Below are 16393 nucleotides of genomic sequence, written 5' to 3'. Positions count from 1 at the left end.
GTGCAAGCTGTAAACGATGCACAAACTATAATTGAAACACACTAAAATCGCCGGCTATGGATGTATTCAAAAATACTTCTTTTGTCTCTTCCAGAAACGCATCCATATCTGAAAATTGATATCTTGAAGATATGTGTGTCAAGATTAGCTGTTTACATCCTGCATCAAGCGCTATTTTAGCGGCTTGTATATTTGTTGAATGAAAATAGTCCTCTGCAAGTGTCTCTTTATCTGCAGCAAAGGTTGCTTCATGAATTAACAGATCGCTATTTTTTACAAATTCTTTATGCGCCGCCTGATAGGTGGTGTCCCCAAGAATCGAAATAACCCTTCCTTTTTTGGGCGAGCCGATAAAATCAGAACGGTAAATTATCGTGCCATCTTCCAGAGTGACAGAAGGTTTTTCTTTTATTTCGCCGTAAACTGGACCGGGACGTATCCCTTTTTCTTTTAATTTATCTACAAGAAGCTCACCTGGCTTGTCTTTTTCAACAATACGGAAACCGAAGCTTGGTACACCGTGGACAAGTTTTTTTGCATATACTTCGATGGCTTCCGTTTCAAATAACAGTCCTTCTTTTATCTCTATAACAGTAAGAGGATACGTTAAATGCGTATAGCTTAATTTCAAAGCAGCTTGGATAAATTCCTTTGAACCCTCCGGACCATAAATGGTTAATGGTCTGTCTGCGCCTGCCTGAAATGAACGGCTGCTGAGAAATCCCGGTAATCCATAAATATGATCGCCATGCATATGGGAAATAAAGATTTTATTTATTTTTCCCGGTTTAATTTTAGTATGAAGAAGCTGATGCTGCGTGGCTTCTCCGCAATCAAACAACCAGACTTCATTTAATTCTTGCAGCATGCTGAGTGCAACGGCTGTTACATTCCTTTCTTTAGAAGGAAGTCCTGCTCCGGTGCCTAAGAAAGTAATTTCCATGTTTCAATCTCACCTTAATATTATATTATAATTTAAAATTTTACCCAAATATACGACAATCATCAACGCAGAAGGTCAAAAATTAGGAAGCGCTCTTCAATCAAGACAAAAAACTGCGATATAATGCTTTGCGTACAGCAAACGCCCGATTGGGTACATCAGTAAATATGCTATTTACTTTGTAAGAAAAGCATCGATTTAAAAGCCGGGTTGAATTCACCGTATACACTCTTACCGGAATCCCGTTTTTCATCGCTTCATTTATGAGCTGCTGACGCAGCAGCGTGTGTTTTATATGAACGGCTGTTGCGCCGATAGACAAGGCATATGCTAATAAATCTCTTCTTGATCGCTTGGTTAACCAACCGATATTTGAAATTTCATCAAAACTTGCCAGGCGCGTTATACTGGTATCAGAGAATGTAGAAAAGTATGTCCGGTCCAGCATTTGATATTGTTTAATAAGCTGATATGTAATTTTCTCCAGATTCTTATGTGCAATTTTATTATTTTTTAATTCTAAATGAAGAATCAAAGGTTTATCTTTGATCCAGATTAGAAATTCCTCCAGTGTTACGATCCGTGTTCCTGCAAATTCAGTGTGAAAGGATTTGCCCATGTCTAATTGTTTTAGCTCGTCCAGCGTAAATTGAGTAATCCATCCTTTTACTCCAAAAATACGCTGCAAACCTTCATCATGAAAAAGGACAGGAATATTATCCTTTGTTAATTGGACATCTGTTTCAATGCCATCAGCCTTCATCTCGTAAGCAAGCTCAAAAGCCGGGAAACTGTTCTCAGGGGCATAATTGCTTGCACCCCGGTGTGCGATAATGGACGTCATCGTGTCACCCCCAATCTTATTGTGTTAGATTTTCCCCCGTAAGTCAATGTTTAAACCAGTGTACGGGAGGATTGTTTCGTTGTACAATATATATAAACACAGGATATCCATCTAATAAATGATGTTCACACTTTGAAAGCAAGGTCACACACTTTAAATCATTATATGAAGTAAGGGTCGATAAATATGAGAATAGGAAGAAATCATTTTGTTAAAGATAAAAAAATTATTGTCACCGGTGCATCAAAAGGAATTGGAAGAGGGATTGCTATAGAAATCGCTGCTCATGGCGGCATACCTATTTTAATCGCAAGGTCACAAGAATTGCTGCAAGAATTAGCAGATGAAATAGAAGCAAATAACGGCATTTGCAGGGTTTATCCCATTGACAGATTTTCAAGGGAAGCAATTGAAGAACAGATTAATGATATGTTGGAGACAGAGAAGCGTATTCATGGATTAATCAATAATGCAGGCTTTGGTGTATTTGATTCAATCGAAGAATTAAATATGGATGAGGTAGAGGAAATGTTTCAGGTGAATGTTTTAGCAGGGATGCAATATGCAAAAGCCTTCCTGCCACATTTTCTGCAGTTTAAAGGGAAATCGCATATTATTAATATTGTTTCTCAGGCTGCAAAATTGCCAACACCAAAAGCAGCAGGATATGCTGCGTCTAAACATGCGATGCTGGGCTTTACAAATGTACTCAGACAAGAGACAAGGGGAAGCAGCCTGACGGTCACTTCTGTTAATCTGGGCCCGGTGAAAACAAACTTTTTTGAGATGGCTGATAAGGAGGGCAAATACCAGCAGAATGTAGAAAAGTATATGCTTTCTCCTGAAAAAGTAGCTTCAAAGGTAGTGCATTCTTTATTTTCTAATAGAAGAGAAATCAATATGCCGTGGTGGATGGAAGCTGGCAGTATTCTGTATCGCTTATTTCCAGGGTTAATGGAGAAACTCCTTCAATCTCAATTTGATAAAAAATAATAGAGTAAGTATATCTTATAAAACAGGTCTGCTTTTCCTGAGCATCATCTCTCAGTGAAAGCAGACCTGTTTCTTTGGCAATGCTGTAAAAGGCTTATGAAGTTGCGGAAACTCCGCCTTTTTTAACGATGCTGCTCATACTGTGAAGCTTTGGACAGCTGCTGCAGAATAGGATAAGCTGCATCGGTGATTTCGTTAATTGATTGGTGAACTGCAATATTTTTTTCTAATTGTTCCAGAGAGCTTGCTCCAAAGACGGTTGACGTAATCGCAGGATGATTAGCTGCATAATACATCGCTAATTGCTGCAGAGAACTGTCCGGCAACGCCTGTTCCAATTCATAATAAAGTGATTTTAATTCGCTGTAGGAATAGTCGAGGTAGCCGTCCTCCGCTTTTTTATCGAGAACTTCATCGGCTTTATTGCTTAGTAGCCCCTGTGCCAGCGGACCGCGGGCAACAACACCGATTTTATTTTCTTCTGCAATCGGTAGAATGGCTTCCTCTGGTCTTCTGTCTAAAAGACTGTACTGTGTCATTAAAATATCAATAGAGGAGCGGATGGCGTATTCCCGGACAACATTTGGACGGATGGACGAAATACCATAGGTGCGGATTAGACCATCTTTCTTTAGTTCATCAAAAGCTTCTATGGTTTCATCGATTGGATCCTCCAATGTGCCGCCATGAAGCATGTAGACATCAATATAGTCTGTATTCAGTCTTTGTAAACTATCCCGGACGGCTTTGTGGATATATTTCTTCGAAGGATCCCAGAACCAATCATCTTTACCTTTTTCAAAATGGTTTCCGACCTTTGTAGTCACAACTACATCCGATCTGCGATGCTTTATTGCTTCTCCAACGATTTTTTCATTCTCGCCAAAGTGATAAAGGTCTGCCGTATCTAAGTGATTGATTCCTTTATCTAACGCATAATCAATCATTTTTTTACCTTGCTGTACATTTGTTCCCAGCGACATACAGCCGAGAGTTAAATCAGAAATTTCGATATCGCTTTTGCCAAGCTGCCGTTTCTTCATGCTATTCCTCCTTGTAAATCCGGTATGCATATATTGTAGAGGGTGATAGAAAAGAATACAATTAATACACTTTTTTAACGAATGAAATAAGTCATTTCTATCAAATAGTTTGTGGGGCGGATGGGAATGATAATCAGTGTCTGAAAGTAATGAATGGTTAAGAAATAAAATACCGTTTGTCATAAAAAAAGAAATCGAATCAGAAGAAAAAAAGAAATAGACTTGCTACAATAGAGTTCTGCGAATAAAATGAATGGAAAGACACATATAAGGGAATTGCATTCAGCAGGAATTTCACAGGCGATTGTCCATAAAAAAGTACTTGTTCAAACTGCTGGCGGGTCAGCCTGTTAACCTGCACTAAATGACGAAAAGGTGGAGTAGCATATATGCAACGTTTTGAAGAAAAAACAATGACATCCAAAAAAATATTTGAAGGGAACATTATTGATGTACAACTAGATGAGGTACGGCTTCCCAATGGAGAAACAGCTCAAAGAGAGCTTGTCTATCATCCAGGAGCCGTAGCGATTATTCCAATTACACCAGATAATAAAATTGTACTTGTAGAACAATATCGCAAACCATTGGAAAGAACATTAGTAGAAATTCCGGCAGGGAAGCTGGAGCAGAATGAAAATCCATTAACTGCCGCAGTCCGTGAGCTGGAAGAAGAAACAGGGTATACAACAACTAATCTCTCGCAAGTGACCTCTTTTTACACCTCTCCAGGCTTTGCTAATGAACTGGTGTATGTTTACGTCACCAATGATTTAATTAAAATGGAAAATCCGCCGGCGGGCGATGACGATGAATTTGTGGAAATCATGGAAGTAACGTTAGATGAAGCAAAAGACCTCGTGGAAAAAGGGCGTATTCAAGACGCAAAAACGAACTATGCTGTTCTTTATTTACATGCTTTAACGAAATAAGAAAAAAGGTTTTCACCGGACGCGTTCTACCTGCTCTATTAAAAGATAAAAATTAATAGGTATGTTTTAAGAGGGATTCTCATAGTTTGAAGTATAGGAACTATAGTGAAGTCAGGAGGATCTCAATGTATAATACCTCTCAACATTTATTAATCGGGCATATAAAACGGCACACGACCATTTATGTATTTACTGCCATTCTTTTTTTGACAGGCATCGTGTTCGGGGCTATCTTGGTAAATAGTATGGATTTTGTACAAAAACAAAATCTGTTCTTTTACTTGGAACGGTTCTTTACACAGCAAACAAATGAAGGAGAAGTTATTGGACGGCAGGATATATTTATTCAAAGTCTTCTTTATCATATTAAGTATCTTTCTTTTATTATATTATTGGCATTGAGTATGATTGGGCTCCCTATTATTTGGATTATGATATTCATGAAAGGGCTCGTTGTCGGTTTTTCAGTCGGTTTTATGGTCAATCAGCTGGGAGGGCAAGGGCTTCTTTTATCAACGATATCGATTGCTCCTCAAAACCTATTGATTATTCCTATATATATCATTGCAGGAAGTGTGGCTATGATATTTTCAATTGGTTTATGGCAGAAGCTTTTATTAAAGCATCAGTACCAGGAAGTATGGCCGCCTTTTATAAGATTGCTTATCACTTTTGCAATTTTAATTGTATGTACAGCATTAGCAGCATTGATGGAAGCTTATCTGTCAAATACACTTCTGTTAGAATGGATAGAGAGGTACCATGGATAATCCTCCTGCGGGAGAATAAAGTATCTTTATCTTAACTCCTTTACATTTTACATTACTTGCTTATTGCTTGATAAAAGGTATTTGTTTTAATATAATAATTTATGTTATTTTATAATAATTATTATTAACAATTGAGAATACCTTTGACACATGGAAGATAGATGCATATAATAAAAATGTAGAGTGAGGGAGGCGACTATCCATGGAACACCGGATTGAAAAAATAAAAAAACAGCTACATTCGCATAGCTACAAATTAACTCCCCAAAGGGAAGCTACGGTTCGAGTGCTTCTGGAAAGAGAAGACGATCACTTAAGTGCGGAGGATGTGTATCTTCTTGTAAAGGAGAAATCACCAGAAATTGGTCTGGCAACCGTTTATCGTACATTAGAATTATTATCCGAATTGAAAATAGTAGACAAAATTAATTTTGGTGATGGTGTATCCAGATATGATTTGCGTAAAGAAGGCGCAAAGCATTTCCATCATCATTTAGTATGTATTGAATGCGGCTCTGTTGAAGAGATTGAAAATGATTTATTAGGTGAAGTAGAACAAATCGTTGAAAATGACTGGGGCTTTGAGGTGAAGGATCATCGCTTAACCTTTCATGGGATTTGTCGCCAATGTCAAAAAGCAGCTGCAGCAGAAAAAGAAGATGTTCAAAAAGCAACATAAGTAATGAGAGTAAAACCTTTTTCCGGGAGAGAAAGGTTTTATTTTTATTTGGAGCAAAATACATATTGATCAGCAACAGGGATAGCCGGCGGCAGAATGTCATTACATACTGCCGCCGGGCTGAGGCGGTGAAGAAAATCAAATATATCTTTTTAAAATGCGATCTACGCTGCCGCCATAGACCTCGCCAAACATATTTAAATGAACAAGCAAGTGGAAAAGCTGGTAAATCGGCTTCACGTCCTGATAATAATCAGCTAGTGGCATTGCTTCCTGATATTGCGAATAAAACGTATTGGAAAACCCACCAAAGAGTTCCGTGAAAGCTAGTTCAAATAAATGGTCCCCGTAAAGTATAGAGGGATCAATCAGATAAGGCTGTCCTGCGCCCCCTATAATCCAATTGCCTCCCCATAAATCACCGTGTAATAAGGAAACCTTAGGCTGACTGGGGAGATAAAGATCTAAATCACGAATCAATGCCTCTAGTTTTAAACGTCTATTTTGGTTCATCCGATTGTACTGCACCGCCAAATCTAACTGGGGCTGAAGCCGATGCTCACGATAATAATCCACCCAATTGGTGTACCACTCATTTGACTGAGTTAATTTTCCAACATAAGTTGACTGATCTAAACCATATGCTGTGGAGCCGCCGACTAAATGCATCGAGGCCAGCTGTTTGCCTAAATGCTGCTCTGCAGCTGCAGTTTCTTCTCCCTCAATCCACTCCATAATCAGCATCATTTCTTCATTTCCGGCGGAATTATCAAAGTAGTATACTTCCGGTACAGCAATTGTCTGTGTCGAACGAATTTTTTCCAGTCCATTTACTTCTATTTGAAAAAAATCACTGGCTGCACTTTGATTCGCTTTTATAAAATATTCCTGCTTTCCGGTTTTTACATAGTAAGCCTGATTAATATCGCCGCCGGAAATGGGCGTCTTTGTTTCGATAGCGGAGTTGTCACCTAATTGTTTTAATTTTTCTTCAAGCACCTGTAAGACCTCCTTTTTGATTAATTTTAGTATGGCAAAAATCTGGACGACACAAAAGTGTAAAAGTGTTTGTAGTTTAACTCTGCTTCCAATCATTGTATAATATTAACAGAAGGAGATGTACCGATTTTGTTCCTGTCCGCATCTTTTTCTTGTATTTTTGAAGAGCTTGTTTGCATATTCTAACTATAAACGTGTTTGGCTGCGATACAGCGTAACAGCACAGGGAGGTTAGAGTATGGAGAAGCATGTTAAGGAAACTGTTAAAATATTTATTTGGTTTATGATAGGTGCTTGCTTTTTTTCGGTTTGTCTGCATTTTATATATAAAGAGTTTCAAGAAATGCATCGTTATGATTTGCCGGAAGGACCAGCGGTTAAGGTGGTGGAGGAGGGGATTCCCTGGTTTCCATTTGATTTTCTGAAAGGGGAATAAATATGTTGAAATATGCATTAGAGGATTTTTTTCATTTTCTGCGGGTAGAGAAGGGATTGTCAGATAATACCATCACTTCTTATCAGAGAGATCTTACTGCTTACGAGAAACATTTGACCCAAATCGGCTATAATGTTTGGAATGAAATCACCCGAAATGATATTATGCGCTTTTTGTATGAGCTAAAAGACAGCGGTAAGTCGACTGCTACGATTTCGAGGCATATTTCTTCTATCAGATCCTTTCACCAATTTTTAATACGGGAGAGAATTGCTGATACAGATCCCAGTCTGCATATTGAAACTCCGAAAAAAGACCGGAAGCTTCCGGATACACTTTCTCAGGAGGAAGTAGATCGATTATTAAGCATAAACACTGCAACACCGCTGTCACTGCGCAATAAGGCAATGCTAGAATTATTATATGCCACGGGCTTGCGTGTATCTGAAATGATAGGCTTAAAACTGGAGGATTTACACTTGACGATGGGCTTTGTCCAATGTATGGGGAAAGGCTCGAAAGAAAGGATTGTTCCACTGGGAGACACAGCCAGAAAGACTCTGGAGGATTATATACAAACGGCGAGAAAAGAGCTTGTGAAGAAAAACAAACAGGAGAGTGCACTTTTTTTAAATCAGCATGGCCGTCCTTTAAGCAGACAGGGATTTTGGAAAATTTTAAAGGGATTGGCTATAAAAGCTGATATTCATAAGACAATCACTCCGCATACTTTAAGGCATTCTTTCGCCACCCATCTATTGGAAAACGGAGCAGATCTAAGAATTGTACAAGAGATGCTTGGACATGCGGATATATCGACAACACAAATTTATACGCATGTAACGAAAGCTAGGCTGAAGGATATCTATCAATCTTATCATCCGAGAGCTTAATTTTATCTTTATTAAATGTAAAAAAGTGTTTCAGCAAAAATTTCATTGACCTTTTGTTGTCAGACATCTAACATCTATAATAAATATCATACGGAACCATAGTTTCGGGAATATAGTACATAGGAGGTAGATACAAATGAAATCATTTAAACGTGTATTTTTAATTGTCATGGATTCAGTAGGGATTGGAGAGGCACCGGACGCCGCGAAGTTTGATGATTTGGGAGCGGATACACTAGGCCATATTGCAGAAGAAATGAATGGGCTGGATATGCCGACGATGGGAAGCCTAGGCCTGAGCAATATTCGTGAAATTAAAGGGATTGCTCCGGCGGACAAGCCTAAAGCACATTATACAAAAATGCAGGAGGCTTCTAATGGAAAAGATACCATGACTGGTCATTGGGAAATTATGGGACTCCGTATTGACCAGCCATTCCGAACGTTCCCGGATGGATTCCCAGATGAGCTTATTCAAGCATTAGAAGAAAAGACTGGAAGAAAAGTAATTGGCAATAAACCGGCATCTGGAACAGAAATATTAGTAGAGCTTGGAAAAGAACATGTCGAAACGGGCAGCTTGATTGTGTACACATCTGCAGATTCTGTTCTGCAGATTGCTGCTCATGAGGATGTGGTTCCAATCGATGAATTGTACCAGATTTGTGAAATTGCCAGAGAGCTCACGCTGGATGAGAAGTATATGGTAGGGCGTGTCATTGCCCGTCCGTTCGTAGGAGAGCCGGGGGCTTTTGAACGTACATCCAACAGACATGACTACGCGTTAAAACCTTTTGGGCGCACAGTGATGAATGAATTAAAAGATGCCGGAATTGACGTTATCGCACTTGGGAAGATATCTGATATTTATGATGGGGAAGGAGTGACAGAGGCAGTCCGTACAAAGGATAACGATGATGGAATGGTGAAATTAAGTGATACGTTGAAAAAGGAATTCACCGGCTTAAGCTTCCTTAACCTGGTTGATTTCGATGCAAAGTATGGCCATCGCAGAGATCCAATGGGATATGGAAAAGCGCTGGAGACCTATGATAAACAGCTGCCGGAAATACTTGATCAGCTGCAGGAAGATGATTTATTGATTATTACAGCTGACCACGGAAATGATCCGATACATCACGGAACGGATCATACCCGCGAATATGTGCCGCTGCTTGTTTACCACATAGGTATTGAAGAAGGGAAAGAGCTTCCGGTCAGGACAACCTTTGCGGATATCGGTGCAACCATTGCAGACAATTTTAATATTACATTACCGGAACATGGTACGAGCTTTTTAGACGATATTAAATAAATAGAGAGGGAGATTAACATGAATACGGTAGAGATAATCAATAAGAAAAAATACGGAGAAGCATTATCTTATGAAGAAATCGAGTATATGATAGATGGATATGTCAACGATACGATACCGGATTATCAAATCGCAAGCTGGTTGATGGCCGTATATTTTCAAGGTTTAAACAGTGATGAGACCTCTGCACTTACAGACTTCATGGTGAAGTCTGGGGAAACCATTGATTTATCCTTTTTAAATACCACAGTTGTAGACAAACACTCTACTGGCGGCGTAGGGGACAAGGTCAGTTTAGTAGTCGCTCCGATTATCACGTCCTTAGGCATCCCTTTTGCAAAAATGAGCGGACGCGGGCTCGGTCATACCGGCGGAACAGTAGATAAGCTGGAATCGATTAAAGGGTTTCATACAGAGCTTCCGTTAGACAGGTTTAAAGAGCAGGTGCAAGAATTAGGTATCGCGCTGGTCGGACAATCAGGGAATTTAGTACCTGCGGATAAAAAGATTTATGCTTTAAGAGATGTGACAGGTACGGTTGACTCTATTCCATTAATTGCAAGCTCCATCATGAGTAAGAAAATAGCCTCCGGAGCAGATGCCATCGTATTAGATATTAAAGTCGGCAATGGCGCTTTTATGAAAACAGAAGAGGAAGCAAGGAAGCTTGCGGAAACAATGGTTGCCATCGGGAAAAAGTTAAATCGGGAAACCGTGGCTGTTTTAACTAATATGGATCAGCCTCTTGGCACAGAAATCGGTAATGGAAATGAAGTGCTGGAGGCAGTAAAATTATTACGTGACCAGGAATATAGTCAGGATTTATATGATGTCTCTGTAGAGATTGCTGCGCAAATGGTCTATCTGGCCGGAAAAGCAACGACGGAAGAACAAGGCAGAAAATTGGTTGAAGAAGTGATTCAAAATGGAGATGCTTATGAGAAGTTTGTTACCTTTATTGAGGCACAAGATGGGGATATGTCCAGTATTCATGAAATCGAAGCAAAGCAATCTATTGATGTGACTGCAGAGAAGGCAGGGTATATTTCTTCTGTCGAAACACAGCAGATGGGAGAGGCTGCTATGCTGCTCGGCGCCGGCAGAAAAACAAAGGATGATCAAATCGATCATCAAGTAGGAATCACCTTTCATGTAAAGCTGGGTGATAAGCTGGAGGCTGGCGATAAGCTTGCAACCATCCATACTAATATAGAAGATAATGCAGCTGTCATTCAGAAAATAAAGGATGCAATTACAATTACAGAAACTCCCGTTCAAGTAAATCCAAGTGTTATTGGTGTTATCCATTAAATAGAGATGAGTGGAAAAAGAGCTTTAGAAATCACTGTATAGTGTCTAAAGCTCTTTTTTTCTTTTTTTAAAATGGATTGGTCGCCCATTGTGCAGATTGCTTAATAAAAATACGCTGATTTAATTTTAATTGAGCTGCGATATATTCGGCGATATCTTCCGGCTGCATAAACTTATCTTCGTTCTTTTCTTCTAATTCATCGCCAAAAGCTAGCTCAGTTGCGACTAAGCTGGGGGTCATGGTAAATACACGGATGTTTTCTCTGCGTACCTCCTGCATCAATGCTTCTGACATGCCCTGAATAGCAAATTTAGATGCGCTGTAGGCAGTTGAGCCTGCGGTTGCTTTTAATCCATTGCTGGAAGAAATGTTGATAATGTCTCCTTTTTGCTTGCTGACAAGATGCGGCAGCACTTCCTTCAGCATATGATATGTTCCAAAAACATTCACTTCAAAAATATGCTTCCATACTTCCTCATCCATATCCTGAAAATTACCGTAATCGCTTATTGCTGCATTATTAATCAAAATATCTGCTTTGCCTAATTGCTGTTCTAGCGTCTGAACCGCAGATTTGACTTGGTCATGCTTCGAAATATCCGCACTGCAGGTGACAACAGAAATACCTTCATTTTCTAATCCCTTTTGGACATTCTCCAGCTTTTCCTGGTTTCTGGCAATTAAACCTAGATGAACGCCTTCTTTTGCTAATTGGCGCGCAGTCGCTTTGCCAATTCCGCTGCTTCCGCCAGTTATATAAGCAATTTTTCCCCTGATATCTTGACTCATTTCCAAAACTCCCTTCTTTATCCCAATTCTCATCCTAGTATAGATGAGAGTTTGCTGAACAACAAAAAAGATGCTCTCTCCTTCATTTGTTAATCAAAAAAATAGTATGAAATAGCGTCAATATGGAAATCCTAACAGTATTATTGTAATTTGGAGGGAAGCAGTATGAAGAGACGAATCTTATGCATGATTGGATTACTTATTGGAACGATATTTTTTAACTATTCAACTGTTTTAGCGAATGAAGAGAACAAAGAAGAAACAAAGTTAGCTGAGGATGCGTTATCCAGTGTTTTAATCGAACAAAACACAGGCACCGTATTGTTTGATAAAGATGCGCATGAACAATTACCGCCAGCCAGTATGACTAAAATAATGACCTTGCTTCTTATTATGGAAGCTTTAGAAAAAGAGGAAATCTCCAAAGAAGACATTGTTGTCGTCAGTGAATATGCTGCTTCAATGGGAGGGTCACAGGTATTTTTGGAGGCAGGGGAAGAAATGTCAGTTGATGATCTGATAAAAGGAATCGCGATTGCTTCCGGAAATGATGCCAGTGTTGCCATGGCAGAGAAGATTGCTGGAACAGAAGAGGAATTTGTCCGGGCGATGAATAAAAAAGCGGAAGAACTTGCGTTAGAGAATACTCATTTTGCGAATACAACCGGGCTGCCGGCAGCCGATCATTATAGCAGCGCCTATGATATGGCAGTAATGACGAGAGAATTATTACACTTTGAAGATATCACAAATTATACATCCATTTACGAAGATTATTTACGACAGGGGGAGGAAAATGAGTTTTGGCTGGTAAATACAAATAAGCTGATTCGTTCATACCCGGGGGCAGATGGCATGAAGACGGGTTATACAAATGAAGCAAAGTATTGTCTTACAGCTACAGCCAAACGCGATGATATGCGGGTTATCGCTGTAGTTATGGGAGCAGAAACGCCTAAAGAACGTAACAAAATGATATCCGGATTAATGGATTATGGATTCCAAAGCTACAAAACAGAACAGCTTTTTGCCAAAGAAGAAACTGTGATGGAGCTCAACAAAATAAAAGCAGACCCGCATCATTTTGATATTGTTACTGAACAGAGTGTGCATACCCTGCAGAAAAAAGGGCAGGAAGAAGCAGCTGTCACAACAGAAGTTTCCATTCAGGATAATTGGGAATTCCCAGTTAAAAAAGGCACCGTGGTTGGAGAGCTCACCGTCAAAGAAAATGATGAGCCTGTATACGCTACCCCGCTTATTGTGAACGAGGATATCAGCGAAGCATCTGTTTTAGAATTAGCAAAACGTACCATGCAAAAAATGGTGAAAGCAGCCGATTAACACGGATTTCCACTTCTTTTGTCGAGTAGCAGGAAATAGTCATTTGTTTAGAGAATACACTAACTAAGGACGTTCCGAAAGTCTGTAAAAAGAGCTTGAGAAAGAAATTTCCTGTTCTCTTTCCCGGACTTTCTGAACATGTATTTTAAGCAAAAACACAACTATTTCACAACAAAGAGGAGGAGCATTTGCACATGGGATTACAAACAACATTTGAAGTAAGAGGCGATGTGCTGATTGTACGTATGGAAGGTGAGCTGGATCATCATGAGGCAGAAGGATTGAGAGATACGTGGAAGGATTGGATTTATATGCATTCCATTAAACATATCATCTTGAATCTAAACGGAGTTAGTTTCATGGACAGTTCTGGGCTGGGGGTTGTTTTAGGACGTTATAAAGAAATTGTTCAATTGGGAGGAGAGATGGTTCTTTGTTCTGTGTCTCCTTCACTGCATCGTCTATTTGATATGTCAGGCTTTTACAAAATTATACGTTTAGAAGAAAATGAAGAACGCGCACTTCAAGGCTTGGGGGTGACATCATGAGAAATGAAATGTCTTTTTCTTTTTCAAGTATCAGTGAAAATGAGGCTTTTGCCAGAGTTGCTGTCGCATCTTTTATCACACAGCTGGACCCGACAATGGAGGAATTAACAGAAATTAAAACCGTTGTTTCGGAAGCAGTGACAAATGCCATCATTCATGGCTATGGAAGCGAACCGCATCATAAGGTATATATTGACTGCGTTCTATACGATGGAGAAATAGAGCTGACCATCCGTGATGAGGGACAAGGTATTTTAAACATTGATGAAGCAAGGGAACCTTTATATACATCAAAGCCAGAAATGGAACGATCCGGCATGGGTTTTACGATTATTGAAAATTTCATGGATACCGTGGAAGTCATTTCTGCTCCTGAAAAAGGGACTTCCGTTTATATGAAAAAGCAATTATCCAAATCAAAAACGGTATATAATTAAGGTCTCTGTCGTGAATATTCATAAAACGGAGGAAAGAGAGCAGCTTTCCAATGAGCAGGTAAAGAAAATGATCCGGTTAAGCCAATCCGGTGATAACGAAGCAAGAGAAGAGCTGATCCGCCGAAATGTCCGGCTTGTCTGGTCTGTTGTGCAGCGATTTGTTAATCGGGGATATGATCCAGATGACTTATTTCAAATTGGGAGCATTGGGCTGATTAAAGCAGTGGATAAATTTGATTTATCCTATAATGTTAAATTTTCTACCTATGCCGTTCCCATGATTATTGGAGAGATACAACGTTTTATTCGTGATGATGGCAGTGTGAAGGTCAGCCGATCTCTGAAGGAGATGGGGAATAAAATCCGCCGCAAACGGGAAGAAATGTCGAAAGATTTAGGTCGTTCTCCATCTGTAAATGAGCTGGCAGAAGCTTTAGAGCTGGAACCAGAAGAAATTGTACATGCACAAGAGGCGGCAAAATCACCCCAATCCATTCATGAAACGGTCTATGAAAGTGATGGAGATTCCATTACTTTATTAGACCAAATCGCGGAGCAGGACTCCAGATGGTTTGAGAAATTATCCATTCAGGAAGCCGTACGATCGCTTACTGAACGGGAAAGGTTAATTATTTACCTACGATATTATAAAGACCAGACACAGACCGAAGTGGCTGAAAGGCTCGGAATTTCTCAGGTACAGGTATCCAGACTGGAGAAAAAGATTTTAGAGGATATGAAAAAAAATATGGATGCAGGCTAAGAGGAAAGCTTATTTGTGTGACTCACACAGATAAGCTTTTTTTCGTTCAATTGTATTTATCGCAGTGTAACTAGCTGGGACTAGGACTGCGATTATTCCTCACATCGAAGAACTTTTGTAAGACTCCCGCTGAGTAAAGCCTTGTTTTACATTTAAGGCTTATATTTTGTTCTCTTTTAACAAATACTATTGGTTAAGGAAATGAAGATAAGGGTGAGTTAACCATGGCAGAGCTTGTATATATAAGAATGCGGAAAAAAATAGTCCTAGAAACATGGCAGGAGCTCAAACTAAAAGATATTGCTTATATATCCACACAGTCAAACAAAAAGGAATTATTGGAAGATACGTCGATTTACCGCCTATCCAAAAAAGATAAAAATATCTTGGTAATTGACAGCTTTTTGGTAATTGATCACCTTACAAAGGAATATTCCGATATTGAATTTCAGCTGCTCGGACCGGAACAAACGCTGATACAAATTGAACCGCGTAAAAAAGCAACCCATCCTTTGGTTCTTACATTTGTCTGGCTGCTGCTGTTTGTCGGATCGGCAATGACTATTATGAACTTTCATTATGATGTAAGCATGCAGCCCGTCCAGCAAAAACTGCATTTTCTCCTGACTGGCACCGAAAATGAGTATCCTTTATGGATTCAGATTCCTTATTCATTAGGTCTCGGCGTAGGAACCATTCTTTTTTTTAATCACTGGTTTAAAAAAAGATTTAATGAAGAGCCAAGTCCGCTGGAAGTAGAAATTTTTAATTATCAGCAGGATTTACAGCAGTATATCAATACAATGGAAAATGAATTGAATGATCCAAGAAATTCTTCTTAATATCCTGCAAATTTTTATTGGCTTCAGCAGCGGGGTTGCAGTGGGTGCGGGTTTTGTTGCTTTTATTACGGTATTGGGGATTATTCCGAGACTGATTCAATTAAGCAAGACAGAGAAATACATCAAAGTTTATGGAGCGGCAGTTATTATTGGGTTATTAATCGGGACTTATTTCTCTTTTGCTCCTATTTCCACATCACAATCTGTGTTTGCATTGATGCTATGGGGATTATTTCATGGCATTTTTAACGGAATGCTTGCTGCAGCATTAACAGAAGTATTAAATGTTTTCCCGATTCTCTCACGGAGGATAGGTATGGACGGCTATGTGATTTTATTTATGATGGCCCTGATGCTGGGTAAAGTATTTGGTTCGCTGTTTCAGTGGGTTTATTTTGTCCGGTAAAATACAGCAGGTTTTTTATCCAAAATTATTAATTCTTGATAATTTAAGCTTCCAAACAAGAAGCTGAGACGCAAAACAGTTTTGCTTTTCCAATATAAGCTGACA

Annotated in this window: 19 protein-coding genes; 14 read left to right on the top strand and 5 right to left on the bottom strand. The window is 39.3% G+C overall.

Translation table 11 applies throughout. The features are described from left to right. Nucleotides 1–25: 25 nt before the first annotated feature. Together rnz and BN997_RS17940 are read right to left on the bottom strand one after the other, a co-directional pair. On the bottom strand, nucleotides 26–943 hold the full coding sequence (gene rnz, locus BN997_RS17945; protein WP_042534267.1) for a ribonuclease Z: 918 nt from the start codon (nucleotides 941–943) through the stop codon (nucleotides 26–28). Between the two features lie 100 nt (nucleotides 944–1043). Further along, nucleotides 1044–1787 (bottom strand): glycerophosphodiester phosphodiesterase, encoded by a 744-nt coding sequence (locus BN997_RS17940; protein ID WP_042534265.1) that lies wholly within the window; start codon nucleotides 1785–1787, stop codon nucleotides 1044–1046. 186 nt (nucleotides 1788–1973) lie between these two features. Between BN997_RS17940 and BN997_RS17935 the strand changes: the two genes are divergently transcribed. Further along, entirely contained in the window at nucleotides 1974–2780 is an 807-nt protein-coding gene (locus tag BN997_RS17935; protein ID WP_042534263.1) for an SDR family NAD(P)-dependent oxidoreductase, read from the top strand. A gap of 122 nt (nucleotides 2781–2902) precedes the next feature. Here the strand turns inward: BN997_RS17935 and BN997_RS17930 are convergent, their stop codons facing one another. Next, the gene (locus tag BN997_RS17930; protein WP_042534261.1) at nucleotides 2903–3823 is read right to left on the bottom strand and encodes an aldo/keto reductase; all 921 of its coding nucleotides are present in this window, start codon (nucleotides 3821–3823) and stop codon (nucleotides 2903–2905) included. A 389-nt stretch (nucleotides 3824–4212) separates the two neighbouring features. On the opposite strand from BN997_RS17930, the gene BN997_RS17925 reads away from it, so the two are divergent. The 3 genes from BN997_RS17925 (at nucleotide 4213) to BN997_RS17915 (ending at nucleotide 6204) form a co-directional block, all read left to right on the top strand. Then, on the top strand, nucleotides 4213–4755 hold the full coding sequence (locus BN997_RS17925; protein ID WP_042534259.1) for an NUDIX hydrolase: 543 nt from the start codon (nucleotides 4213–4215) through the stop codon (nucleotides 4753–4755). 125 nt (nucleotides 4756–4880) lie between these two features. Next, nucleotides 4881–5525 carry a stage II sporulation protein M gene (spoIIM, locus tag BN997_RS17920; protein ID WP_042534257.1) on the top strand — a complete coding sequence of 215 codons (645 nt, stop codon included), beginning with the start codon at nucleotides 4881–4883 and terminating at the stop codon, nucleotides 5523–5525. A gap of 202 nt (nucleotides 5526–5727) precedes the next feature. Then, nucleotides 5728–6204: a ferric iron uptake transcriptional regulator gene (locus tag BN997_RS17915; RefSeq protein WP_042534256.1), complete on the top strand. Its 477-nt coding sequence runs from the start codon at nucleotides 5728–5730 to the stop codon at nucleotides 6202–6204. 138 nt (nucleotides 6205–6342) lie between these two features. Here BN997_RS17915 and BN997_RS17910 read toward each other — a convergent pair whose 3' ends face one another. Continuing rightward, the gene (locus BN997_RS17910; protein WP_244882403.1) at nucleotides 6343–7203 is read right to left on the bottom strand and encodes a fructosamine kinase family protein; all 861 of its coding nucleotides are present in this window, start codon (nucleotides 7201–7203) and stop codon (nucleotides 6343–6345) included. A gap of 238 nt (nucleotides 7204–7441) precedes the next feature. Between BN997_RS17910 and BN997_RS17905 the strand changes: the two genes are divergently transcribed. The 4 genes from BN997_RS17905 to BN997_RS17890 all read left to right on the top strand — a co-directional run bounded on the left by BN997_RS17905 (nucleotide 7442) and on the right by BN997_RS17890 (nucleotide 11158). Then, a complete protein-coding gene (locus BN997_RS17905) occupies nucleotides 7442–7639 on the top strand; it encodes a DUF4227 family protein (protein ID WP_042534254.1) in 198 nt (65 codons plus the stop codon). A 2-nt stretch (nucleotides 7640–7641) separates the two neighbouring features. Next, on the top strand, nucleotides 7642–8532 hold the full coding sequence (gene xerD, locus BN997_RS17900) for a site-specific tyrosine recombinase XerD (RefSeq protein WP_042534252.1): 891 nt from the start codon (nucleotides 7642–7644) through the stop codon (nucleotides 8530–8532). A 136-nt stretch (nucleotides 8533–8668) separates the two neighbouring features. Next, entirely contained in the window at nucleotides 8669–9847 is a 1179-nt protein-coding gene (deoB, locus tag BN997_RS17895; protein ID WP_042534250.1) for a phosphopentomutase, read from the top strand. An 18-nt stretch (nucleotides 9848–9865) separates the two neighbouring features. Then, nucleotides 9866–11158, top strand: a complete 1293-nt coding sequence (locus BN997_RS17890; RefSeq protein WP_042534248.1) for a pyrimidine-nucleoside phosphorylase — start codon at nucleotides 9866–9868, stop codon at nucleotides 11156–11158. A 67-nt stretch (nucleotides 11159–11225) separates the two neighbouring features. Here BN997_RS17890 and BN997_RS17885 read toward each other — a convergent pair whose 3' ends face one another. After that, the gene (locus tag BN997_RS17885) at nucleotides 11226–11948 is read right to left on the bottom strand and encodes a 3-ketoacyl-ACP reductase (protein WP_042534246.1); all 723 of its coding nucleotides are present in this window, start codon (nucleotides 11946–11948) and stop codon (nucleotides 11226–11228) included. A gap of 165 nt (nucleotides 11949–12113) precedes the next feature. Here BN997_RS17885 and BN997_RS17880 point away from each other — a divergent pair, with 165 nt between their 5' ends. The 6 genes from BN997_RS17880 to BN997_RS17855 all read left to right on the top strand — a co-directional run bounded on the left by BN997_RS17880 (nucleotide 12114) and on the right by BN997_RS17855 (nucleotide 16288). Further along, nucleotides 12114–13292 (top strand): D-alanyl-D-alanine carboxypeptidase family protein, encoded by a 1179-nt coding sequence (locus BN997_RS17880; protein ID WP_042534244.1) that lies wholly within the window; start codon nucleotides 12114–12116, stop codon nucleotides 13290–13292. Between the two features lie 194 nt (nucleotides 13293–13486). Then, on the top strand, nucleotides 13487–13840 hold the full coding sequence (gene spoIIAA / locus BN997_RS17875; protein WP_042534242.1) for an anti-sigma F factor antagonist: 354 nt from the start codon (nucleotides 13487–13489) through the stop codon (nucleotides 13838–13840). After that, complete coding sequence (gene spoIIAB / locus BN997_RS17870; protein ID WP_042534241.1) at nucleotides 13837–14277, top strand: anti-sigma F factor; 441 nt, start codon at nucleotides 13837–13839, stop codon at nucleotides 14275–14277. Before spoIIAA ends, spoIIAB begins: the two co-directional genes overlap by 4 nt. Nucleotides 14278–14287: 10 nt before the next feature. Then, nucleotides 14288–15040: an RNA polymerase sporulation sigma factor SigF gene (gene sigF, locus BN997_RS17865; RefSeq protein WP_042534240.1), complete on the top strand. Its 753-nt coding sequence runs from the start codon at nucleotides 14288–14290 to the stop codon at nucleotides 15038–15040. 224 nt (nucleotides 15041–15264) lie between these two features. Beyond that, entirely contained in the window at nucleotides 15265–15882 is a 618-nt protein-coding gene (locus BN997_RS17860) for a stage V sporulation protein AA (RefSeq protein WP_042534238.1), read from the top strand. Continuing rightward, the gene (locus BN997_RS17855; RefSeq protein WP_042534236.1) at nucleotides 15860–16288 is read left to right on the top strand and encodes a stage V sporulation protein AB; all 429 of its coding nucleotides are present in this window, start codon (nucleotides 15860–15862) and stop codon (nucleotides 16286–16288) included. Before BN997_RS17860 ends, BN997_RS17855 begins: the two co-directional genes overlap by 23 nt. Nucleotides 16289–16393 lie beyond the last annotated feature (105 nt).

The sequence above is a fragment of the Oceanobacillus oncorhynchi genome (genome assembly GCF_000821065.1).
In the GTDB taxonomy this organism is placed as follows: Bacteria; Bacillota; Bacilli; order Bacillales; family Amphibacillaceae; genus Oceanobacillus; species Oceanobacillus oncorhynchi.
This window is presented reverse-complemented; position numbering and strand designations above follow the sequence as displayed.